This is a genomic window from uncultured Rothia sp., assembly GCF_963544205.1.
Taxonomy (GTDB): domain Bacteria; phylum Actinomycetota; class Actinomycetes; order Actinomycetales; family Micrococcaceae; genus Rothia.
Map to the genome: position 1 here is coordinate 87776 of NZ_CAUUDY010000005.1, position 21682 is coordinate 109457.

General features: G+C 61.4%; 16 protein-coding genes. 9 read left to right on the plus strand and 7 right to left on the minus strand.

The genetic code is table 11. The annotated features are described in order from the left end of the window. Window positions 1–197: 197 nt before the first annotated feature. The 3 genes from RWZ58_RS04345 to murA form a co-directional block, all read right to left on the minus strand. The gene (locus RWZ58_RS04345) at window positions 198–1316 is read right to left on the minus strand and encodes an NAD(P)H-dependent glycerol-3-phosphate dehydrogenase (RefSeq protein ID WP_314657674.1); all 1119 of its coding nucleotides are present in this window, start codon (window positions 1314–1316) and stop codon (window positions 198–200) included. A gap of 111 nt (window positions 1317–1427) precedes the next feature. Further along, window positions 1428–2285: a lysophospholipid acyltransferase family protein gene (locus RWZ58_RS04350; RefSeq protein WP_314657676.1), complete on the minus strand. Its 858-nt coding sequence runs from the start codon at window positions 2283–2285 to the stop codon at window positions 1428–1430. Continuing rightward, window positions 2285–3718, minus strand: a complete 1434-nt coding sequence (murA, locus tag RWZ58_RS04355; protein ID WP_314657678.1) for a UDP-N-acetylglucosamine 1-carboxyvinyltransferase — start codon at window positions 3716–3718, stop codon at window positions 2285–2287. Before murA ends, RWZ58_RS04350 begins: the two co-directional genes overlap by 1 nt. A gap of 696 nt (window positions 3719–4414) precedes the next feature. On the opposite strand from murA, the gene RWZ58_RS04360 reads away from it, so the two are divergent. Next, window positions 4415–5866 (plus strand): transcriptional initiation protein Tat, encoded by a 1452-nt coding sequence (locus RWZ58_RS04360; RefSeq protein ID WP_314657680.1) that lies wholly within the window; start codon window positions 4415–4417, stop codon window positions 5864–5866. A gap of 203 nt (window positions 5867–6069) precedes the next feature. Here the strand turns inward: RWZ58_RS04360 and leuD are convergent, their stop codons facing one another. Together leuD and leuC are read right to left on the minus strand one after the other, a co-directional pair. Next, window positions 6070–6663 (minus strand): 3-isopropylmalate dehydratase small subunit, encoded by a 594-nt coding sequence (leuD, locus tag RWZ58_RS04365; RefSeq protein ID WP_049333154.1) that lies wholly within the window; start codon window positions 6661–6663, stop codon window positions 6070–6072. A 26-nt stretch (window positions 6664–6689) separates the two neighbouring features. Continuing rightward, a complete protein-coding gene (gene leuC / locus RWZ58_RS04370) occupies window positions 6690–8132 on the minus strand; it encodes a 3-isopropylmalate dehydratase large subunit (RefSeq protein ID WP_314657682.1) in 1443 nt (480 codons plus the stop codon). A 410-nt stretch (window positions 8133–8542) separates the two neighbouring features. Between leuC and RWZ58_RS04375 the strand changes: the two genes are divergently transcribed. Then, entirely contained in the window at window positions 8543–9439 is an 897-nt protein-coding gene (locus RWZ58_RS04375; protein WP_371416058.1) for an IclR family transcriptional regulator C-terminal domain-containing protein, read from the plus strand. Window positions 9440–9541: 102 nt separating this feature from the next. Here the strand turns inward: RWZ58_RS04375 and RWZ58_RS04380 are convergent, their stop codons facing one another. Then, window positions 9542–11416: a GTPase gene (locus RWZ58_RS04380; RefSeq protein ID WP_314657683.1), complete on the minus strand. Its 1875-nt coding sequence runs from the start codon at window positions 11414–11416 to the stop codon at window positions 9542–9544. A gap of 47 nt (window positions 11417–11463) precedes the next feature. After that, the gene (locus RWZ58_RS04385) at window positions 11464–13362 is read right to left on the minus strand and encodes a dynamin family protein (protein ID WP_314657684.1); all 1899 of its coding nucleotides are present in this window, start codon (window positions 13360–13362) and stop codon (window positions 11464–11466) included. A 637-nt stretch (window positions 13363–13999) separates the two neighbouring features. On the opposite strand from RWZ58_RS04385, the gene RWZ58_RS04390 reads away from it, so the two are divergent. From RWZ58_RS04390 to epsC, 7 genes are all read left to right on the plus strand, one after another. Continuing rightward, window positions 14000–14827, plus strand: a complete 828-nt coding sequence (locus RWZ58_RS04390) for a DUF6318 family protein (RefSeq protein ID WP_314657685.1) — start codon at window positions 14000–14002, stop codon at window positions 14825–14827. A 269-nt stretch (window positions 14828–15096) separates the two neighbouring features. Continuing rightward, window positions 15097–16257, plus strand: a complete 1161-nt coding sequence (locus RWZ58_RS04395) for a DUF6318 family protein (protein WP_314657686.1) — start codon at window positions 15097–15099, stop codon at window positions 16255–16257. A 310-nt stretch (window positions 16258–16567) separates the two neighbouring features. Then, window positions 16568–17404, plus strand: a complete 837-nt coding sequence (locus tag RWZ58_RS04400) for a DUF6318 family protein (RefSeq protein ID WP_314657687.1) — start codon at window positions 16568–16570, stop codon at window positions 17402–17404. Between the two features lie 103 nt (window positions 17405–17507). Then, window positions 17508–18467, plus strand: coding sequence for a DUF6318 family protein (locus RWZ58_RS04405; RefSeq protein WP_314657689.1), 960 nt, complete (start codon window positions 17508–17510; stop codon window positions 18465–18467). A gap of 118 nt (window positions 18468–18585) precedes the next feature. Beyond that, window positions 18586–19356, plus strand: coding sequence for a DUF6318 family protein (locus tag RWZ58_RS04410; protein ID WP_314657691.1), 771 nt, complete (start codon window positions 18586–18588; stop codon window positions 19354–19356). Between the two features lie 401 nt (window positions 19357–19757). Next, window positions 19758–20693, plus strand: coding sequence for a cysteine synthase A (gene cysK, locus RWZ58_RS04415; protein ID WP_314657692.1), 936 nt, complete (start codon window positions 19758–19760; stop codon window positions 20691–20693). A 346-nt stretch (window positions 20694–21039) separates the two neighbouring features. Next, window positions 21040–21624, plus strand: a complete 585-nt coding sequence (gene epsC / locus RWZ58_RS04420; RefSeq protein ID WP_314657694.1) for a serine O-acetyltransferase EpsC — start codon at window positions 21040–21042, stop codon at window positions 21622–21624. Window positions 21625–21682 lie beyond the last annotated feature (58 nt).

The following is a 21682-nucleotide window of genomic DNA, read 5'->3' on the forward strand; positions in this document are numbered from 1 at the left end:
CTCAGGTCCGGAAGGTGGAACGGCAATGCGTCAATAATCCTAACGCACGAATACCGTCGCGGTCACTGATGCGTTTCTCACGCGCAGGTTTCCGCAACGGTATCCGTCCTTGGATGTCTACATTCAATCTTCTTCTAGTATGTCCTGGCACACAACCCGAATCAAGGGGCGCCAGCACACCAGAAAAGCTTTAAAACCTAGTGGCTCTCGTGCTTGAGGCGGCGGCCCAGCAGCTTCGGGGCGAGGTCCTCAATACCGATGCGGCCCGAAAGCACCGCCACCACAGCCTCCACGATGGGCATCTCCACACCGTGGCGGCGAGCCAACTCAGCCACCACGGGTGCCGACTTAATCGACTCAGCAGTCTGGCTCATGTGCTCGTGCAGGCGGTCAGGGGTAATCCCCTGAGCCAGCAGACGACCCGCCGTATGGTTACGAGACAGCGGCGAAGAGCAAGTCGCAATCAAGTCGCCCATGCCAGCAAGACCGCTCATGGTCGCAGCCTCGCCACCCAACGCCACCGCCAGGCGGGTAATCTCCGCCAGGCCGCGCGTCATAATGGATGCCTTCGAGTTATCGCCGTAATTACGGCCCTCGCATATACCCACGCAGAGCGCAATCACGTTCTTCACCAGGCCGCCGATTTCGGTACCAACCACATCCGTGTTGGTGTACGGGCGGAAGTAACCGCACGCAATCGCGTGAGCCACAGCCTCAGCCACCGGCAGAGTACGAGCCGCAACCACGGAGGCGGTAGGCTCCTCCCCCATGATTTCCTTCGCCAGGTTCGGACCCGAGAGCACGCACACGCGGTGCGGGATATGGCCAATCGCGCGCACATCAGCCCCGCGCAGAGCCATGGATTCTTCCAGCTCCTCGGTAATGACCTGCGACATGCGCAGACCCGTACCGGTCTCCAGGCCCTTCGCCAAAGACACCAGCATGGCGTTCGGCTCAATATAGCGGGCGAAACTCTGCAGCTGCGAACGCAGAACCTGCGCGGGCAGGGCAAGAACCACCATATCCGCACCGGCAAGCGCCGCGGGGGCATCCGCCGTGAAGTGCATGTTATCCGGCAGCTTCATTCCCGGAAAATAGCGGGCGTTCTCGCGGGTGCGCTCGCACTCAGCCATCACCTGCTCATCACGACCGATGAGGGTCACACGAGTGTCATCGCCGCGCTCACGGGCAGCGTCCGCCGCAATCTTAGCGAAAGCGGTGCCCCAGCTACCGGCGCCGAGCACCGCAATAGACTGTACGGTTGCCGGAGGGGTAAATTCAGGGCTTGCTGCGGGGGTGCGTCCAAAGAAGGTCACGAAAACACCTGCTTCTCTTCCTTGCGAGGTTATTGTGCGAGTCCCTGACAGGCGCCTCAGCGAATAGCCGCGGCATCTGTCAGGGCCTCTACGATTTTCCCAGCTGGGATGCTACTTTTCGTCCGGTTCGCCAAGCGCGCCACCGACCGGACCCGAGGGGGTACCGGGGGCTTCACGACGCTTAGTGCGCGGGTTCCAACGACCCTCCGGAGCCTTCTCGCCGCGGATCTTCTCCAGCTCGGCGGTAATAGCGTCCAGCATTGCGTCGGTGACCACGCTCAGTTCGGTGCGGGTGTGCTTAGCCTCGGGGCTGGAATCCTCAACGAGGGAGGCAATATCCAGCGCCTTGCCAACCTTCACGCGAACGGTCTTGCGCGGGAACAGCGAAATCTTACGCTTCTCCTTCACGCGACCGTCCTCGCCGGGCTCATCCACGTAACCAAGAATCTGCTCGTCACCCCAGTGCGCCACCGGGAAGACGGGCGCGCCGGTTGCAAGAGCCAGGCGAGCCGCACCGGTACGCGCCTGCATGGGCCACAGCTGCGGATCGTGGGTGGTGGTGCCCTCCGGGAAAATCACGACGGCACCGCCAGCTTCAACAATCTTGCGGGCAGTAATCAGGGACTTACGCGCATCCACCGAACCGCGAACCACGGGAATATGCGCGAGCTTGCGCATAATGTAGCCGAGCACGGGGGCGCGGAAGAGCGAATCCTTCGCCAAGAAACGCGGCAGGGCGCCCTCAACGAAGGCAGGGAAAGCCACGGTCACCGGGTCAAGTTCGGTGGTGTGGTTAGCCACGATAATGTACCCGCCGCTCTTAGGCAGGTTCTCGCGGCCGGTAATCTCAACGCGCGCCATGAGCTTATACAGTCCACGCGCAGCGTTGCCGAGCACCTTATACAGAGCGTCACCGTAGGCGGTGGGCTCAATCTCCGGCAGTGCCTGCTTTCCCTGCTGTCCGCTCATTAGCCCTGAACCTCAACTTCCTCGGGCTCAACAACAACGATTGCTGCATCGGGCTTCGGAGCCTTGGCGGCCTTGCGTGCCAGCACCTCAAAGTTGGCACCCAGGCCCTTGAGCTTCTGCTCGAAGTTCTCGTAGCCGCGTGCAATCAGCTCAACACCGCTCACGTGAGAGGTACCCTTAGCAGCCAGCGCAGCAATGATGTGGGAGAAGCCGCCACGCAGATCCGGAACCTCAATGTCAGCACCGGTCAGCGGGGTGGGGCCAGAAATAATAGCGGAGTGGCCGTAGCCCTTGCCCTCGAAACGGCAGGGTGCGCCACCTACGCAGTCACGCATAACAACAATATCTGCGCCCATCTGCTTCAGGGCGTTGGTGAAGCCGAAACGCTCCTCGTACACGGTCTCGTGCACGATGGACGCACCCTTAGCCTGGGTCAGCGCCACCACGAGGGGCTGCTGCCAGTCAGTCATGAAGCCGGGGTGCACGTTGGTCTCAAAGACGATGGGCTTCAGCTCTGCACCGGGGGTGCGCTGAGCCGGGTGGGTAAAGCGAATACCGTCGGCGGTCACCTCGTACAGGCCGCCCATCTTGCGGAACTGGTTCAGGAACGCAGTCATATCCTTCTGAGCTGCGCCGCGCACGAAAATGTCGCCGCCGGTAGCCAGAGCTGCAGATGCCCAAGAAGCCGACTCATTACGGTCGGGCAGGGAGGTGTGGTCGTAGCCGGTCAGCTCGTCCACGCCCTCAATGACGATGGTGCGGTCCTCGTTGATGAAGATGATTGCGCCCATCTTCTGCAGAACAGCAATCAGGTCAATAATTTCGGGCTCAATCGCAGCGTTACGCAGGATGGTCTTACCCTTAGCGCGCACACCGGTGAGCAGAACCTGCTCGGTCGCACCCACGGAGGGGTAGTTCAGCACGATCTCTGCACCCTTCAGACCCTCTTCGGGGACAATCAGGGTGGTGCCGGTTTCATCGTCCTTCTCAACGACTGCGCCGAACTTGCGCAGTGCAGACATGTGGTAATCGATGGGTCGGTCACCAATCTTGCAGCCACCCAGGTTGGGGATGCGTGCGGTACCGAGGGTGTGCAGCAGCGGGCCCACCATCAGAATCGGAATACGGGAGTTACCACCGAAGAGCTGAATCTCCTCTGCGTTCTTTGCGGCGGTGGTTGCATCCTGCGCGGGGTTGAGAGTGAGAACACCGGCTTCACGGTCGTAGTCGACCTTCGCGCCGTGCAGCTCCACGAGGGTGGTAACGATTTCAACATCGCTCAGGTCAGGAACGTTACGCAGGGTCGAGGGGGTCGAACCGTGCAGTGCAGCGACCATAGCCTTGGGCACCAGGTTCTTGGCGCCTCGAACGTGAACCTCACCGACGAGCGGAGTGCCACCTTCAATGCGAAGCTTGCTGATGTTCTCAGTCATTAAAAATCCTTTGTGGAGTCGGCTGGTGTACGCCGAACTTTACTTTATCAGTGTGCCGATGCGCCGCGTTCTGTCGTGCCGCGCCCCTGCCGGTAGCAGGGCGAAACGGGCGCATATATTCATCATTATTCTAAGCCCTGCGTAAAGGTGCTCCAAACACTGAAGAGCCTTTGGAACTCGCGACTAGGATTTTGCTTTGATGCGTATGCGAAAAACCGGTCTGACCCCCCCCCAGATTCAGAACCGGAAAAAACAAAAAGATACACAAACATTCACACTAATGCAAACATTTTTAGGTTCTTCACCGAAATTTGACGCTAGTTTCTTCTTTTTGACGCACGAATTTGAGCTTGAGAGCAACCTCGCCCCTACAATAACGTGCACACTCGTGCCCGCTGAGCGGCACCTCCACTCTCAAGGAGAAGCCATCCAGCTCTCAACTGCGGCATCGGCGCTGGCATTGCCGTTGCTCCTCGCAGTACGGGGCCACACGGCAGGGAACGGGCGTGCAAACACTGCATACAACCTTGCGATGACGCCCAACTAAAACGGTTCGGCTTCCTGGTTCACTTCAACTTCAAAAATTCACTTCAACATCACCGTAAATATTCGAAAGTCAACCGAAAACCACGGCGCATCGCAACCAACCACAGGTTACTTCGCGGCTGCATCCGCGAACTACCGGAGGACCCAAAAATGACACATCACAACACTGCATCGCGCATTTCGCGCCGTCACCTCGTACAGGGCGCGGCATGGAGCGCCCCCGTCATCCTCGCCAGCGCAACCGTCCCCGCGTGGGCGGCAAGCGGCGAACCCACCTGCTCCCCCGCCCTGGCCCTCAAGCCGACCGCAACCGGCTACGACGATAAGGCAGGCGCATACACCGAATGGCTCGTCCCCGAAGGCGTTGGACGAGTCCGCTTCGACCTTGTAGGCGGTGCCGGCGGTGCAGCAACCTCCTTCACCCCCCGCTACCTGACTGACGTCACGAACGCCTCCCTGGCTGGCGGCGGTGCCGGTGCACAGCTCAGCGGCGTCCTGGCGGTCAAGTCCGGCGATATCCTGCGCGTCTGGGCGGGTAACGGCGGCGTCGGTTCGGCATCCGGCGCAAAGCCCGCACTCGGCGGCGAAGGCTACGCAGCAGGCGGCGACTCCACCGGCTCCAGCGATGCAACCGGCAGCGCGCAGGTAGTGGGTACCGACAGCGGCTACGTGTACGGCGCATCCGGCGGCGGCTCCTCCGCGGTCGAGCTCGTCCGTGACGGCTCAGTCACCGTCGTAGCCGTGGCAGGCGCTGGCGGCGGCGGTGCACAGCTGGGTACCCTCACCACCCACCAGCGCATCTTCGACGCCCAGCCCAAGGACCAGCTGAACCCGGCACTGCGTATCGCCATGGAACACCGCGATGCCAACAGCACCGCGGGCGGCAGCGCAGGCGGCGACCTGGGCACCGACAACCCCGGTCAGGGCGGCATGCTTGTGGCAAGCCCCTACCAGGAATTCAAGCCCCTCGACGAGGACGACAAGACCCTCGACATGCGCTTCATGGTCACCGGCGGTACCGCCGGCCGCTCCGGCGTGGCGGGCACCCTCGGCGAGGCACTGATCGGCATCCTCGACGAGAACGACGAGCTGAAGCTCATGCCCATGTCCGAGCCCTGGTTCGAATCCTACAATTTCCCGCGCTACTACATGTACTATGGTGACTCCGTGAGTCAGGGCGAGAAGGGCACCGGCGGCGCGGACGCAACCGGCTCCTACCGAGGCAAGGGCGGCTCGGGCGCGCTACTCTCCCGCACCCACGGCAAGCTCTCCCTCACCTCCGCAGCATCCGGTGGAGGCGCCGGCTACGGCGGCGGCGGCGCAGGCCTGAACATCTGGACCATCGGCGCATACCGCGACAGCGCTTTCGGCCGCCAGGTGCAGTTCGAGAATGAAGGCAACATCTACTCGCTCAGCACCCTGAGCAGTGGCGGCGGCGCGGGCGGCAGCTACATCAACCACGAGGTGGTTTCTGACTTTGCTCTTACCACCGCGCAGAACGCAAACCCGACCGCGGGCGTGCGTTCCCCCGGTTCGGCGGCACTGTACAGCTGCACCGAGAACGCAACCCTGAACACCCCCATTACCGAGGGTGCGCTCTAGATAGTCAATAAATGTGCCTCCCCGGAAGAATACTCCGGGGAGGCACATTTGTATGTGTACCAAGGTTCTAGCGGAAAACCTGAGAGCATAGAAAAGCTCAGGACACAGAAAAGCTCGAAGGAGGCGACTGATTCAGTCACCGCCTTCGAGCTTTATCTAGAGATGTCTAGGGCTTAGAGCGCTCGGCTTAGAGCTCCCCCTATTTAGAGCTCCTGAGTGCGCGGCATCCAGGAGGGGCGCTTCGCCTCGTACGCCTCGATGGCGTCAATGTTCTGCAGGGTCAGGCCGATGTCGTCCAGGCCCTCCATGAGGCGCCAGCGCACATAGTCGTCAATCTCGAAGGGAACGACCAGCGCACCCACGGTCACGGTCTTCGACTCCAGGTCGACCGTGATTTCGGTGCCGGGCTCGTGCTCCAGAGCCTTCCAGATCAGCTCGATGTCGTCCTGGGCGACCTGGGCGGTCACCAGGCCCTGCTTGCCCGAGTTACCGCGGAAAATATCGGCGAAACGGGCCGAGATAACGACCTTGAAGCCGTAGTCGCGCAGCGCCCACACGGCGTGCTCACGCGAGGAACCGGTGCCGAAGTCGGGGCCGGCCACCAGAACGCTACCGTGCTTGTAGGGCTCCTGGTTCAGGATGAACTCGGGGTCCTTGCGCCAGTTGGCGAAGAGCGCGTCGTCGAAGCCGGTCTTGGTCACGCGCTTGAGGTAGACCGCGGGGATAATCTGATCGGTATCAACATTCGAAGAACGCAGCGGCACGCCAATGCCGGTGTGCTTAATAATGGGTTCCATAATGGCTCCTTAACTATAGCAGCGTGCTAGGCCACGACGTCGGACGGGGCGGACAGGGTACCGCGCACAGCGGTTGCGGCGGCAACCACCGGGGAGACCAGGTGGGTGCGGCCACCCTTACCCTGGCGGCCCTCAAAGTTACGGTTCGAGGTGGAGGCGCAACGCTCACCGGGTGCCAGCTGGTCGGGGTTCATGCCCAGGCACATGGAGCATCCGGCGAAGCGCCAGTCGGCACCGAAGTCCTTGAAGACCTTGTCCAAGCCTTCTGCTTCTGCCTGTGCACGGACCTTCTGGGAACCGGGAACGACCATCATGCGTACGTTCTCGGCGATGGTGCGGCCGCGCACGATGTCTGCTGCGGCGCGCAGGTCCTCGATGCGGGAGTTGGTGCAGGAGCCCAGGAAGACGACGTCCACGGGGATGTCCTTCATGGGGGTGCCTGCCTTCAGGTCCATGTATTCGAGGGCGCGTTCTGCTGCGACCTTGTCGTTCTCATCCTCGAAATCGTCCGGGGAGGGAACGGTGTGGCTCAGCGGTACACCCTGACCGGGGTTGGTGCCCCAGGTGACGAAGGGTTCGAGCTCGTCAGCGTTGATGAAGATTTCCTTGTCGAAGACGGCGCCTTCGTCGGTGGGCAGGCTCTTCCAGTACTCGACTGCCTTGTCCCACTCTTCGCCCTTGGGTGCGTGCTGGCGGCCCTTGATGTACTCGAAGGTGGTCTCGTCGGGTGCGACCATGCCGGCGCGTGCGCCCGCCTCAATGGACATGTTGCACATGGTCATGCGGCCCTCCATGGAGAGGGAGCGAATTGCGGAGCCGCGGTACTCGAGCACGTAGCCCTGACCGCCGCCGGTGCCAATCTGCGCGATGACGGCGAGGATGATGTCCTTCGCGGTCACGCCGGGCTTGAGGGTGCCTTCAACGTTGATTGCCATGGTCTTGAAGCGTGCCAGGGGCAGGGTCTGGGTTGCCATGACGTGCTCCACCTCGGAGGTGCCGATACCGAACGCGAGAGCGCCGAACGCACCGTGGGTGGAGGTGTGGGAGTCACCGCAGACGATGGTCATGCCGGGCATGGTCAGGCCGAGCTGAGGGCCAACCACGTGCACAATACCCTGCTCCTCGTCACCGAGGGAGTGGATGCGCACGCCGAATTCCTTGGCGTTGCGGCGCAGGGTCTCGATCTGGGTGCGGCTGGTCAGGTCGGCGATGGTGCCGAAGATATTGTCGGTGGGGGTGTTGTGATCCTCGGTGGCGATGGTCAGGTCGAGGCGGCGCAGGGGGCGGTTCTCGATGCGCAGACCTTCGAATGCCTGGGGGGAGGTCACTTCGTGCAGTAGCTGCAGGTCGATGTAGAGCAGGTCGGGCTTGCCGTTTTCACCGGGGACGACGACGTGTGCGTCCCAGACTTTTTCTGCCAGGGTGCGCGGACGGGTGCCCGCGGTGGTTGCGTTCTGTTCGCTAGTCATGCTTTCTCCTGCTTGATGCGTTCCTACGGTGGATGCGTTCGGTGTGGTGCGTGCCGCAAGTTTGTGGGGTTGAGGAGCGGATTATGTACCCGATGGGACCCTCAAATCAGTATTTCCCTGCGGCGTGTCGCATATTTTTTCACGAATTCTTAGCCTGTGAGACAGCCTAGAAGCACCCCGAACCAGCGAGTGTTTTCGTGTGGGTTTATTCTATGACTCCAGGGTAATTTTGCGGGATTACTCGCATTTTTACGCGATTTTTCGCATATTTTCACCCATAAACCCACACAAACACTTATTATGAAAAACTCATAATTTATCCCGTAGGGGGTGATTCCATCTTCAGCTCTGCACTCCAAAGAGTCCATGAAGTCCGGGGTATCTTTCATATTCTGAGATAGAATATAAGAATGACTCCTTCCGCATCACGTTTTAACGCACACGGAATGCGTCACCCCAACGCATCCACACAACACAACGCACCGATTGTTGACCCCGTCAAGCCGCCCGAACACATGGCCGCCGACGAGCAGATGGTAGAGGTACACTCCCACGGCTCCTCCGGCGTTGGCGTGCTCGACAAGGCAACCCTCATCCTTGACTGCCTCGAGGCAGGCCCCGTATCCCTGGGCGACCTCGTCAAGGCAACCGGTCTGGCACGACCCACCGCGCACCGCCTCGCCGTGGCACTGGCACACCACCGCCTCGTAGCCCGCGACGTGCAGGGGCGATTCATGCTCGGCCCGCGTCTGACCGAACTGGCATCCGCCACTATTTCTGATGAGCTCATCACCGTGGCCGACCCGATTCTGCAGAAGCTCAGCCTCGAAGCTGACGAGTCCACCCAGCTGTACCGCCGCCAGGGCGACTGGCGCGTGTGCGCGGCAACCGCGGCACGCCCCTCCGGCATGCACGAGTCCATTCCGGTCGGTACCCAGCTGTCCATGCAGGCTGGCTCCGCCGCACAGGTGCTGCTCGCGTGGGAAGACCAGAACCGCATTGTTGAAGGCCTGCGCGATGCGCACTTCAGCGCCGCCATGCTCGCGGCTGTGCGCCGCATCGGCTGGGCGCAGTCCGTGGGTGAGCGCGAGCGCGGTACCGCCTCGGTCTCCGCTCCGGTGCGTGCCCCCGGCGGCAAGGTCATTGCGGCTGTGTCCATTTCGGGCCCGATTGACCGCATGACCCGCCAGCCGAACCGCAACTACCCCGAGCTGGTCGTTAAGGCTGCTCAGGCGATTACGGACGGTCTGCGTGAGCTTGCGGCGTCTCAGCAGGCTCCCTGCGCTGAGGCTTCTGACGAAGACTAGGCTTCAGTAGCGTATAGATTTATCGAAAAGAATCCCTCCCCGCCTCGATTGAGGTGGGGAGGGATTCTTTTATGCGCTCTTTGAGTCTGCCGGGTGGTTCGGCTAGATGTCCAGTGCCTTGCGGTATGCGTTCAGGCGCTTAGCTTCTAGCTGTACCGGTGCGACCACGCAGGACTGCACCGCCTTCTCAACGCCGGTCTGCAGGCGGCCCCGCAGTTTGCGTGCGTAGTAGCGTGAGCCCATCGCGGTGAGTAGCCTGCCCACACCCGCCGAGGCGATACCAAGCAATACGCCCAGCAGCAGAAGCAGGGTCGGCAGGGGCACCGGGGAACCCTCGGGGGTCGGGGCGGGCGGCAGCTGAATCTGCAGGTACGCCATGCCGGAGACCAGGGTCAACCAGGCGACACCCGCCAGGGCACTGAGGAGTGCAATCCACTGCAGGGCGTTGAAGATGACCCAGGGGGCGCGGGTGCGGCCCAGACCGTAGTCGATGCGCACCATGTCGCGTTCGAGCAGTTCGGGTAGCTCCGCCTCGCGGGAGAGCGCGACTTCCTTCATGCTGCGCTTCCACGGTTCGTCGATGCGGTTCGCCATCTGCTTGCTGTACTGGCGCACGGCGTTTGCCATGCCCGCCTTCTGCGCGGCGCTCAGCGGAGGCAGGGAGGATGCCACCAGCTCGGGTGCGTTCTCGCTATCGGAGCCGAGCATTCCCGCGGACTTTTCAGCTTTAGAGGTGCTCTTCTTCTCGTCCTGCTGCCCCAGGTGCAGGCGGCGCAGGGGGTCGGCCTTCAGGCGGCTCATCCAGCGGGTGAGGATCCAGCCGGTTTGCTGACCCGCAGTACGGCGATAGGAGGCGGTTGCCGCCTGTAGAACCTGCTCGGCATGGCTGGAGGTGTAGCATGCCTGCACGAGCTTCTGTTCCGCGTCGAGGGCGTAGGCTCCAGCGAGAACGGCGCCCTCTCCCCCGGCGTAGGTGCGCAGCTGGGAGGCGGTGGCATGCAGCTGAGCGTCGGTCCGTTGCAAGGACAGGCTCTTGGCGGCGGCTACCTGCGCGAGCAGGTCGCGGAGCGCGTCCACGCCTTCGCCGGTTCGCGCGGAGACGGCGATGGGTGCGGCGAGCAGGTGCGCCTCGGTGCCCTCAGCCTGGAGCAGGCGGGTGAGGGAGGCGAGCACAGCGGGCACCTCGGCGGGTGCGAGCTTATCCGCCTGGTTGAGCACGCAGAGCGCCTGCGCGCCGGAAGCGGCGAGCGGCACCATGAAGTCGCGGTGGATGACGGCGTCGGCGTACTTTTGGGGGTCGACGACCCAGACGAGCACGTCTACGTAGCGCATCATGCGGGCGGCGAGGTCGCGGTTGGTGGTGGTGACCGAGTCGAAGTCGGGCATGTCCAGCAGGATCAGTCCGCCGGTTCGGGTGCGCATTTCGCCGCGACCGCCAACGGCGCGGCGGATGCGGTTGAAGAGTCCGGGTGCGGGTTCGGTGACGGCGTTGGGTGCCGCTACTTCCCCGCCAGCCCCGTTACCCTCGGTTGCTTCCCCTTCGGCGGCGAGCGCCTGAGTTTGCGGGTAGACGCGCTTGTCGATGCCGAGCCAGTCGAGCAGTTCTTCACTGCCTTCTGCCTCCCAGATTGCCGCCTGCACGGTGGAGGTGGTCGGGCGCGTGGGTGCGGAGAGGGCAATGTTCTGCCCGGCGATGGCGTTGAAGAGGGTGGATTTGCCGCTGCCGGTCGCGCCGAAGAAGCCGATGACGGTGTGTTCGGTGGAGAGTTCGCGGCGTTGGCTGAGGCGTTCGAGGGTTTCGGCGGCGTCGAGCAGCACGGTCTCGGGGACTCGTCCTTCGCCGTAGCTGATGGCTTCCTTGAGGGATGCGACGGAGCGCGCGAAGGGCGAGGTCGCCACGCCGGGGGCGGCGCCTCGCTCGCTGTTGCGCTCGGTATCGCGCTCAGTGTTCTCGAGTTTGTTCTCGGGGGTAGTCATAGTGCGTTTTTCTTCGTCTGTGGTGCGGGGTGCCTGTCCGGAGTGGTTTAGCGGGCAGTTGAGCCGTTAGCGCGGGCCGCGGCTTGGCGCTGTGTGGTTTGACTCTGCGCGCTCATTTCCGCGGCGATTGCCTGCACCTGTTCGGCGGCGCGGTGAATCTCTTCGGCGTCAGCCTGCGGGTCGGTTTCTTCGAGCACGGCGGTGAAGGGCTGGGCGTGCTCGGTGAGCAGCCCGGACATGCGTTCGAGCAGGTCGGTGCGGGCGCGGGTTGCCATGCGGCGCACGGCGTCTTCACCGAAGATGGACTCGAGCAGCTTGGTGCCGACTACGCCGCTACCGCCCGCAATGCCCGCCTCAATACCGGTAATGCCGCCGGTGAGGCTGAACGCGGCGACCATGAGCATCACGGCGGCGGCGTTCACACCCAGGGAGAGGAAGCGGGCGCGTTTGCGCTTGTCGGCGCCTTCTTCACGGATCATTTCGAGCACGGAGCCCTGCCAGAGGCGAATCTGCTCGGCTACAGCTTCGGAGAAGATGTCCTCGGCGGATTGCACCTCGCCCTTAGCTTCTGCGTTCTGTTCGGACACGGCAGAGGTAGCCTGCGGCGCGTCCAGGCGCGCTAGCAGGGAGCGTCCGGCGCGGCTGGCACGCCAGCGGGTGCGGGTGTTTTCGGAGGCGCGGGCGGCTGCATCCAGCACGACGGCGTGGATGCCGCTTTCGAGGGCGTCTTCTACCTTCTGGGCGGCGGCGGGCTGGCCGCGCAAGGCGGAGCCGACGCGGTCGCGCAGGCGACCGATGGTGCTGTCGAGGGAGCGGAAGAAGTCGCCGGTTCCCACGAAGTCGTGCCAGCGCGAGAGCACTTCGCCGCGTAGCAGGGAGCCGTCGGAGAGTGCCCCGTCGATGGTGGTCAGCGCGTCCTCGTATTCTTCGGCTACGATGGCGGCAAGCGACTGGTGTGCCGCCTGCTGGCGTGCCTGTTCGGCGGCGAGCACCTGCAGGTTTCCGGCGAGAGTATCGACGGCACCGGCGAGGGTCTGCCGGGCGATGGCGGCGCGGGCGGGCGCGTCGGCGCCGAGTTCGCGGATCCACAGGGTCAGCGGTGCGAGGCTGACGGGGGCGAGCATGCCCTTCTCGTCGCGCGGCTGCTCGGTGACGGTGTGAATCAGCACGGCGTGGATTCCCGCCTCGTCGAGCATGCGTCGCAGGTCGTTTTCGATGGCTTCTTCGTCGCCTTCGGGCACGCGGTTGAGCACCACGGCAATTGCGATGGAGCGTGCGGCGGCCTCGTGGAGTAGCTCCCAGGGCACGGCATCGGCGTAGCGGTTGGCGGTGGTGACGAAGAGCCACAGGTCAGCAGCGGAGAGCAATTCCTTAGCGAGGGTGCGGTTTTCTTCGGAGACGGAGTCGATATCGGGCGCATCAATGAGCGCAATGCCCTGCGGCAGCGCCGAGGTAGTAATAGGAATGAGGGCGCGCGCAATGGTCGGGTCGAGGCCCGGCAGTGCCTGCGATCCGGCGTTCATGCCGGAGGTGCGGGTGCGCGGCAGGGTGGGCAGGAAGCGTTCGGGTGACAGCGCCGCCTCGTCTTCTGCGCGGTGCAGGAGTACGGGGTGGCGGGTGGTGGGTCGAATCGCACCGGACTGGGTGAGCGGTTCGCCGAGCAGGGTGTTGACGAGGGTGGATTTACCGGCGCCGGTGGAGCCGCCGACCACGATGGTGAGGGGGTTATCGACGCTGGCGCTGCGCGGCAGGATGTAGTCGTCGAGTTGGCGTGCCATGGCTGCGAGCAGGGTGCGTGCGGAGGCGGTGCCGTGCTCTGTGGTGCCGTCGTGGGTGACGGTGTAGGGGGTGCCGGGGGTTTCGCCGGGTTCCACGTCGAGCGGGAGGGGGATTCGAGTGAGCAGTTCGCGAGCTGCTTTGAGCTGCGCATAGTCGGTGGTAGTCACAGCGCTATTGTCCCATAGGGGGAACCCGCTTCATGTCATGTGTGGGCGTTGTGGTGGGCACGTTGCGGCGGCGGGGAGTTTGGGTGCGCTTTTCGGGGTGTTTTTGATGGGTGTTCGGACAACGTGGAGAGGTTGAAATACTATTTACACACAAGGTGCAACAACTCCAATTTGCGATTTACTCGCATCAAGAAAAAGCTAAAAATCCCTAAGTTTCTAGGGGAAATAACAGATTTTAATGCGGTTATCCCGAACACATTGGTACGTTCTTTATCCCGCATATGGCGGGCAAATATTAAGATTTGATAACTTTTTACGCTCGAGCGCAGATATGGTCATTTTGAACCTGAAAGTACGCTTAGAATCATTGAGCACGACAACCAGGCAGGTCATAACCACACCGATTCCTTCAGGAGGCTTCTGGCCTGCCCTTTCTATCGCATCCGTACTCACCGCGGTATGCCACACCATTCGGGAACGCTCACCGGCCCCTCATACAACTGCAATCAACTGCCGTTGAGGTTCACTGCATCCGAGCTACCCATTACTGCCTGCCCGTCTTTACTCTTGCGAAAGGTTGCGTATGTTCAGTTCGCTGTCACGTCGCCATCTTCTTGCTCTTTCTTCCGGAGCAGCATTGAGTGCACTCGCAAGCGCCTGCAGCCCCAGCGCAGTTTCTCGCCCTCAACCACTCACTGAACCCTCTCCTACTGATGTCGCACCGGCGCCTCAGAGCATCCAGACTAAATCTGCGACCACCACGCGCAGCATCACCTACGCCGAGCCCCTGCCCGCCTCCGCTCTGGACGGCCGAGGCCCGGCGATTCTGCCCGATGAGTTCTTTGAGCGCAACGGCAATTTCTCGAACGGCACTCTCAGCCACCGTGCCGTCAATGTTCCCCGCCCCACCATGCCTCCGGAGGCTAAGGAACGTACCGTTGAGGGCCTGCACGCCTTCCTGCAGTACTGGGGTGCGGCGCAGAACTATATGCTCCTCACCGGCGATACCGGCCCCTTCATGAACCTGCCCGGCCAGGAGCACTTTAGCCACATGGCGGAAATGTACCGCGATATCTACCGCTACAACATCGGCTGGCTGGTCTCTAAGAACAACCACCCCATGTGCATCAATCTAAGCTCCCCGCAGCCGGTACCCGCCACCGAGCAAAACGTCTACTGCTGGAAGGCGACCCTGAAGGTGGACGAGAACGCGTTCCTGTTCAACCATGAGACCCGCCAGCGTGAGCAGCTCACCGGCATCTACGGCAGTAATCAGAAGGCGGATGCTTACGTCTACTTTGGCGAAAACGGCTGGCAGATGCTGGAGGATCCGCAATCTTCCCCGAGCGCTACCGCCACCCCGGCGGCTACCGCTGTACCGTCCGCGAACACCCCGAGCGCTCACCCGACCCCGAATGAGAGCACCTCTTCTAAGGCAGCTCGTTACATTCGAGGCTCAGCCTAAAACCTCTTTGCATCCGCGCCTCAAAAATCCCGTCATATTGGGTGATATGAGGCACGGATGAGGGCTTTTATTTGTGTGCCACGCGTGAACTCTATAGGCTAGGGCTAGATGAGGTCCGCCCATTTTCGCCTCAATACGCCTCTACCCGCCCCGCGGGTGACTGCTTCACGCCCTCTGATGGGGTCGTGATGTTAGGCTGAGGATTGGAGCGTGTGCTCTTCATCTAATCACCGATACTTCCGCATCACAGCACATTCAAGGGGATCACTATGATTCACAGCCGCCGCCACTTTATTGCGCTCACGGGCACTGCCGCCCTGGGTGCTATGCTTGCCGCTTGCGGTTCCAAAAAGACTGCGGAGGCGACTGCCTCCCCCACTCCTTCCGCGTCGATTGCGGGTGCCTACGATAACCTGTCGGGCGAGCTGAAGTGGACCAAGTACGTTGCCGGTACCGGTGCAGCCCCGATGAGTAGCACCGACCCGGAGACCGGTCAGGTCTACACGATTGAGCCCACTGCTGGCCCCGCGAGCGTTGATTCTAAGGCGAGCGCCGTGCCCATCCCGGTTGAGGATGAGACCATGTACGAGAAGAACGCCCGTAGCTTGCGCGCCACCTTCGCTTACTTTGCGGCGGCGGTGAACTATGCCCGTATGACTGGTGACCCCGGTCCTGCTCTGCAGGTGGTTCAGGCGCAGAACTCTACCGACCGTGCGGCTCTGGAGAAGTTACGTGCCTTCTATGCGCCCGGCACGAACTGGCTGGTTGATGGTGAGTGGACCTTCCGCCTGACCGATAAGCAGCCGACGACCCGCGGCACCAAGTATTCGTGGGCGTGCACCGTGACTCAGGCGCACGGTCTGCAGGTTGAGAAGGCAACCAACACGACCAAGCCCCTAGAGGATACTGAGGCACAGGAGATTAAGGCTCTCTACGCTGAGTACGATGAGGAGGCGAAGCGCTGGGTCGTGATTTCGCCTCAGCAGTACGATCCGGCGTTGGCTCCGAAGCCGACTCAGACTCCGCGCGCGCATCCTTCCTCGACGTACACCCCGACGGTGACTGATGACAGCACCGTGGCGGCTAATGCTGGCGCAAACGCCGGCGCGAACACTTCGGGTAACGGTGCCGCGCAGGGTACCGCTAACAACGGTGCCGCCCAGAACGGCGGCGCACAGAATGGTGCCGGCCAGGGTGGTTCCCGTCAGTACACTGGCTCCCAGAATGGTGGTGCCCAGAATGGTGCCGGTCAGGATTCTGCAGGTCAGGGTGGCGCGGCTCAGGCTCCTCAGCCTGCCGCTACCCAGGCGCCTGCGGCTACCGCTCCCGCGCAGCCCGTGGCAACTCAGCCTGCAGCTGCGACGGCTCAGCCGACCGTAGCTCCCGGTGCTGAGGCACCCGCCGGTGTTCCCGGTGAGGGCGCCCAATAGCCCCTCCCCTATAGACGATCTCTATAGACGATGAACGCGTCCCCTCCTTCGCTATACCCGCCATACCCCATCCGGTGCGATGCTCCCGCTGGTTCCAGTAAGTTCCTGGTTACGGTAAGTTCACCACCTGCGGTAAGTTCGCTGATGGGCGGCATATCACGCTCGCTTGGGCGCTGGTACGCACGGGTGTGAAGGCGGGGGCGCGTTATACTTAGGACTGTCTCTAGAGGGATGTCCGCGTGTGATATCCGCTTGTCGAGGCGCACTCTCACTCGTCTCTCACCTGAGATTCTCACTCGAAAGGTATTCCGTGGCGCTTTTCCCCATGACCTCCGGGCTTCCCAGTTCCACTACCGGTATTAGCCGCCGTTCTGCTCTGCGTTACGCGGGTGCGGGCATTGCGGGCGTGTCTTTGAGCGCCCTGCTGGTTGCGTGTGGCGGTGGTTCTTCCTCCAGCGAGAACGCTGATGCGGATACCCCTCAGATGTCCCCGTCGGCTTCTTCGCGCACTGATTTTAGCGGCGAGGTCACCTTCGATAACTATGAGAAGAAGGGTACTTTCGTTCCGGCGACCGAGTCGGCTCCCGCGCAGAACGTGCCGTTCCCTAAGCGCCCGGCGAGCGCATCGGAGAACTCAGTACAGGGTCTGTACGATTCGATTGCGTTCGTGTATGCGGCGATTAACTACCTGGTGTTGACCGGTGATGCCGGCCCGCTGCGTGAGTCGAAGGCTGATGAGAAGTTCGTTGCGTCGTTCTCGTCGTTTATGGATGAGTCGAATGAGAGCTCGCAGGCGCGTGACTGGTATGTGTCGCCGAAGGTGACAATGTCGGCGTTTACTGCTGTTCCTGCTCTGGTGAAGAAGAGCGTGCAGTGGACCTTTGACCTGGTGATTGATTTGGGTCCGACCGTGGTGATTGACGGTGCTCCTGCGGAGATGTCCGAGAAGGTGCGCCGCACGGAGCGTGGCCTGGTGGTTACCGGTGTGCGCCACGATAATGACTGGACCCTGACTATTCAGGATGAGTACGAGGCTCAGGCGTCGGCTCAGCCGAAGAATGGTGGCGCTAATGGCGGTGCTTCCGGTGACACCAGTGACGGTAACGGCGGCAACGCTGGTAACTCCGGCAATAGCGACAACCTCTAAATCTTCTGATTATTCAGGCATCATGCTCTAACTCGCCCTCGGGTTAGGGCATGATCTGTTTTACTCTGGTAGTAACGAGCTTTCCCGGATTCAAGGTTTTTGTATGTCTTCTTTTTCCCAGTCTTTCTCTCGCCGCTCCCTGCTGCGTCTGGGTGTGGGCGCCTCCGCTGTTGCGGGTTCTGCGGCGCTGTTGAGCGCTTGCGGTTCAGGTGGATCTAGCCAGCAGTCTGGTTCTCAGGGCGGTAGCCTGAGCGGTTCGAAGTCGAGCGCTAACCCGAACGGGTACAGCGATGATGGTCAGAACTATTCGGGTCTGGTGGAGTACACCCACTATGATGGTGCGTTGAATTATGAGCAGGGTACGGTGGATCATCCGCCGCGTAATGCTCCGAAGCCGAAGGTGACTGATAAGCTCTCGTTGAATACGGTGACGGGTTTCCATGAGGCGGTTGCTTATTTTGCAGCGGCTATGGATTACCTGGTGAAGACCGGTAGCACGGATGCGTTCTCGACCGGCATTCAGCTGTCCTCGAAGACTCGCTCTGAGGTGGATGCTCTGTCGGCGTCGATTCTGGCGGGTGTGGAGAAGGGCTCCTGGTATGTGAACCCGTCGGCTTCATATACTTTGGCGAGCGCTCAGCCGTCGATTATGAGCGATGGCAATCTGCTGTTTAAGGGTCAGTACACTCTGGACTTTGGTACGGAGGCGGTGGCTGAGGGCAAGATTCAGCCGGTGGTTGCCTCGGCGAGCGCTTCGGCTTCTGCTGAGCCTACTGAGCCGTCGGAGGACGCGCTGGTGTCTGATGCGGCATCCCCGAGCGCCTCTGCTTCTGCTACTGCTACGGGTCCGGCTTCTCAGGTGACGATTCAGGAGTGCGATTTCCGCGGTCGTTACCACGCTGATTCGAAGATGTGGGAGCTGAGCGTGGCGTACGGTGCCACGGTCCAGGGCGGCGCGCCCACCGCAAGTACTGCGGCGTCCGGTTCGGCTTCCGCATCCTCTTCTGCCGCCGCTTCTGCTGAGGCTTCCGCTGAGACTTCCGCCACCTCCGCGGCGTCATAGTTCGTCATAACGCGTTTGTGTGCGAGGCGCTTCTCACGCTTCGCTTGGCTCGACTCTGTATCCTGTTGGGTTTGCGGCTAAACTGGTTGCAATCACCGACTGACTGAAAGGTATCACTATGTCCGAGAACCTGACCCGCCGCGCGGCGCTGGGTGTGCTGGGCGTCAGCTCTATGGCTTTGCTGGCGGCTTGTGGCTCTAAGGCTACTTCTGAGGCGTCTGCTTCCGCTTCTGGCTCTGAGAGCGCTTCTGCTACGGCTTCTGAGTCCGCTACTGCATCCCCGTCGGCTTCGGCGTCTGCTTCCCCCTCCGCTTCTGCATCGGCTTCGCCTACTGCAACGAACTCTCCGCTACCTAACGACAATAAGGATTACAGCGGCGTGGCAAAGCTGGAGAAGATGGAGGAGCACGGCGAGTACCAGCCGGGTAATGCTGAGCACCCGCCGCAGAACGTGCCGTCCCCGATTGTTCCGGAGGCTATGCACCAGAATTCGGTGGCTGGCTTCGCGGCGGCTCTGGCGTACTTCGGTGCGGCGTTTGAGTACCTGCTGCGCACCGGCGATATGCACTACATGAACGAGGTCAGCACCGACCAGGAGACCCTGGCTGCGATGAAGAAGTACGCGGACTCCACTAAGGCGGGTATTGATGAGAAGAAGACCTGGTACGTGAACCCGACCGCTACCCTGACTATTGGCACTAAGCAGCCGGTTCTGGCGCAGGGTGCGTACAACTGGACCGTGACTCTGAACGTGGATCTGGGCGAGAAGCTGTTCAAGGACGGCAAGGAGCAGACCGTGGCGGCTGATAAGCGTCACGTGAAGATGTTCGGTGAGGCTGTTGGTCGCTACTTGAATAACAAGTGGGACCTGCACATGGACATCAACTAGTCCTCCGGGTTGGTTCTCTCCCCCGCTTTTAGCGTTGTGCTGTCTCAGGATGCGATTTTCACTGTTTTTTCCATTGATGGCAATAAAATTTGTGGCTCCAGCTTGCGGTGAACAGAGTTCATCACTACTCTATATATATAGAGGTTGTCTTTTGGGCTACATAATGTTTCTAGAGAGCGCCGCACATTCATTGTCCTTTATCGAGAAAGGGTTTGTGCGGCGCTTTTCTGTACCCTCTTTTTGAACCTCGTTCCTTGAGGTTTTTCTCTGGCATTATTACGAACTGTGACCGCAGGTTTAAACCTGTCGCCGGCGAGTAGTAGAGTTGCCACGTAACCGATTATTCATTACGGAGACCCCGTCGCGGCTGGCCTCCCCCAGGCTCATGTAAGGAGCACCCCATGGCAAAGATTCTCAACAGCATTGTTGAAGCAACCGGCCAGACCCCCCTGATTAAGCTGAACCGACTGGACGAGGGTCTGCCCGGTAACGTAGCGGTCAAGCTTGAGTTCTACAACCCTGCAGGTTCGGTCAAGGACCGTATCGGCCGCGCCATCATTGACGCTGCTGAGAAGTCGGGTGAGCTGAAGCCCGGCGGTACCATCGTTGAGGGTACTTCCGGTAACACCGGTATTGCGCTGGCTATGGTGGGTGCTGCTCGCGGTTACCGCGTCATCCTGACCATGCCGGAGACCATGTCTGCTGAGCGTCGCGTGCTGCTGCGCGCTTACGGTGCTCAGATCGTGCTGACCCCCGGTACCGAGGGTATGCGCGGTGCTGTGGAGAAGGCTAAGGAAATCGTTGCTACCACCGAGAACGCTATCCTGGCGTCTCAGTTCTCCAACGAGGCAAACCCCGCTATTCACTACAACACCACCGGCCCCGAGATTTGGGAAGCAACCGACGGCAAGGTCGACATCTTCGTGGCGGGTATTGGCACCGGCGGCACCATCTCCGGTACCGGTAAGTACCTGAAGGAGCAGAACCCGAACGTTAAGGTTGTTGCGGTTGAGCCTAAGGACTCCCCGCTGCTCTCCGAGGGCCGCGTTGGCCCCCACAAGATTCAGGGTCTAGGCGCTAACTTCGTTCCCGATACCCTGGACCGCGGCATCTACGATTCCGTGACCCCGGTCAGCGCTGAGGACGCTATGCGTACCTCCCGCCTGCTGGCTACTCAGGAAGGTATTCTGGGCGGTATTTCTTCCGGTGCGGCTGTTTGGGCTGCTCTGGAGGAGGCTAAGAAGTCTGAGAACAAGGACAAGCTGATTGTGGCTATCGTTCCCGACTTCGGTGAGCGTTACATCTCTACCGCTCTGTACGAGGATATCCGCGGCTAATTGAGCTTCTGAGCCCCCTTTTTAGTGGGAGGCATCAGTTTATAGTGCTACGCCCCGTCTGCCGGTTGCATACACGGTGGGCGGGGCGTTTCTATGCCCACTGCGAAATAAAGACTCTACGAACTGAGGCACCGGGGCAGGCTCGTGCTGCCTTCCGCCTTACGGCTCTTTTCCGTCTGCTCCCTATGTATCCGTGCCATGTATCCGCGCGGCTGAACAGTCCAACCGGTGGGCGCGTCCACCATATTGCTGATTGCGGCGGGAATAGCCGAAAGGGCTTCATTGTTGGTACCGTTGGAAAGGTCGCACACATACAGAGCACGACCGATGAGGGAAAGGGAACCCAATGAGTTTTATTGCGCGTCTGCGTGAAGATATTGAGAACGTCCGCCAGCATGACCCCGCTGCGCGTGGCGCTGTCGAGATTGCGCTGAACTATTCGGGCATGCACGCCATTTGGGTTCACCGCCTGACCCATAAGCTCTGGCAGAAGGATGAGACGAAGTCTCTGGCTCGTACTCTCTCGCAGTTTGCGCGTTTTCTGACCGGCGTGGAGATCCACCCCGGCGCGACCATTGGCCGCCGTTTCTTCATTGATCACGGCATGGGCATTGTGATTGGTGAAACCGCTGAGGTCGGTGACGACGTGATGCTGTACCACGGCGTGACCCTGGGTGGTCGCTCCCTGGAGAAGGTGAAGCGCCACCCCACCATTGGTGACCGCGTGACCATTGGCGCCGGCGCGAAGGTGCTGGGTCCGGTGGTTATTGGTGCCGATAGCGCGATTGGCGCGAACGCCGTGGTGGTCAACGATCACCCCGCCGATTCGATTATTACCGGCATTCCCGCAAAGCACCGCCCGCGTACCCCGGAGAAGAAGAAGCCCCTGGTGGACGCTGTGGAGTACATTGACCCCGCCATGTGGATTTAGTGCTTACTGGCGTTTTGAGCCCGTAGAGGCGCGCCTGGCGGCTCCTAGCTAATATTCC

Bases quoted from the DNA above. Each gene is read 5' to 3' on its own strand.
- RWZ58_RS04395 (WP_314657686.1), top strand. From the start codon at position 15,097: ATGATTCACAGCCGCCGCCACTTTATTGCGCTCACGGGCACTGCCGCC.
- leuC (WP_314657682.1), bottom strand. From the start codon at position 8,132: ATGACTAGCGAACAGAACGCAACCACCGCGGGCACCCGTCCGCGCACC.
- RWZ58_RS04350 (WP_314657676.1), bottom strand. From the start codon at position 2,285: ATGAGCGGACAGCAGGGAAAGCAGGCACTGCCGGAGATTGAGCCCACC.
- murA (WP_314657678.1), bottom strand. From the start codon at position 3,718: ATGACTGAGAACATCAGCAAGCTTCGCATTGAAGGTGGCACTCCGCTC.
- RWZ58_RS04405 (WP_314657689.1), top strand. From the start codon at position 17,508: ATGTCTTCTTTTTCCCAGTCTTTCTCTCGCCGCTCCCTGCTGCGTCTG.
- RWZ58_RS04360 (WP_314657680.1), top strand. From the start codon at position 4,415: ATGACACATCACAACACTGCATCGCGCATTTCGCGCCGTCACCTCGTA.
- epsC (WP_314657694.1), top strand. From the start codon at position 21,040: ATGAGTTTTATTGCGCGTCTGCGTGAAGATATTGAGAACGTCCGCCAG.
- RWZ58_RS04410 (WP_314657691.1), top strand. From the start codon at position 18,586: ATGTCCGAGAACCTGACCCGCCGCGCGGCGCTGGGTGTGCTGGGCGTC.
- leuD (WP_049333154.1), bottom strand. From the start codon at position 6,663: ATGGAACCCATTATTAAGCACACCGGCATTGGCGTGCCGCTGCGTTCT.
- RWZ58_RS04375 (WP_371416058.1), top strand. From the start codon at position 8,543: ATGACTCCTTCCGCATCACGTTTTAACGCACACGGAATGCGTCACCCC.
- RWZ58_RS04380 (WP_314657683.1), bottom strand. From the start codon at position 11,416: ATGACTACCCCCGAGAACAAACTCGAGAACACTGAGCGCGATACCGAG.
- cysK (WP_314657692.1), top strand. From the start codon at position 19,758: ATGGCAAAGATTCTCAACAGCATTGTTGAAGCAACCGGCCAGACCCCC.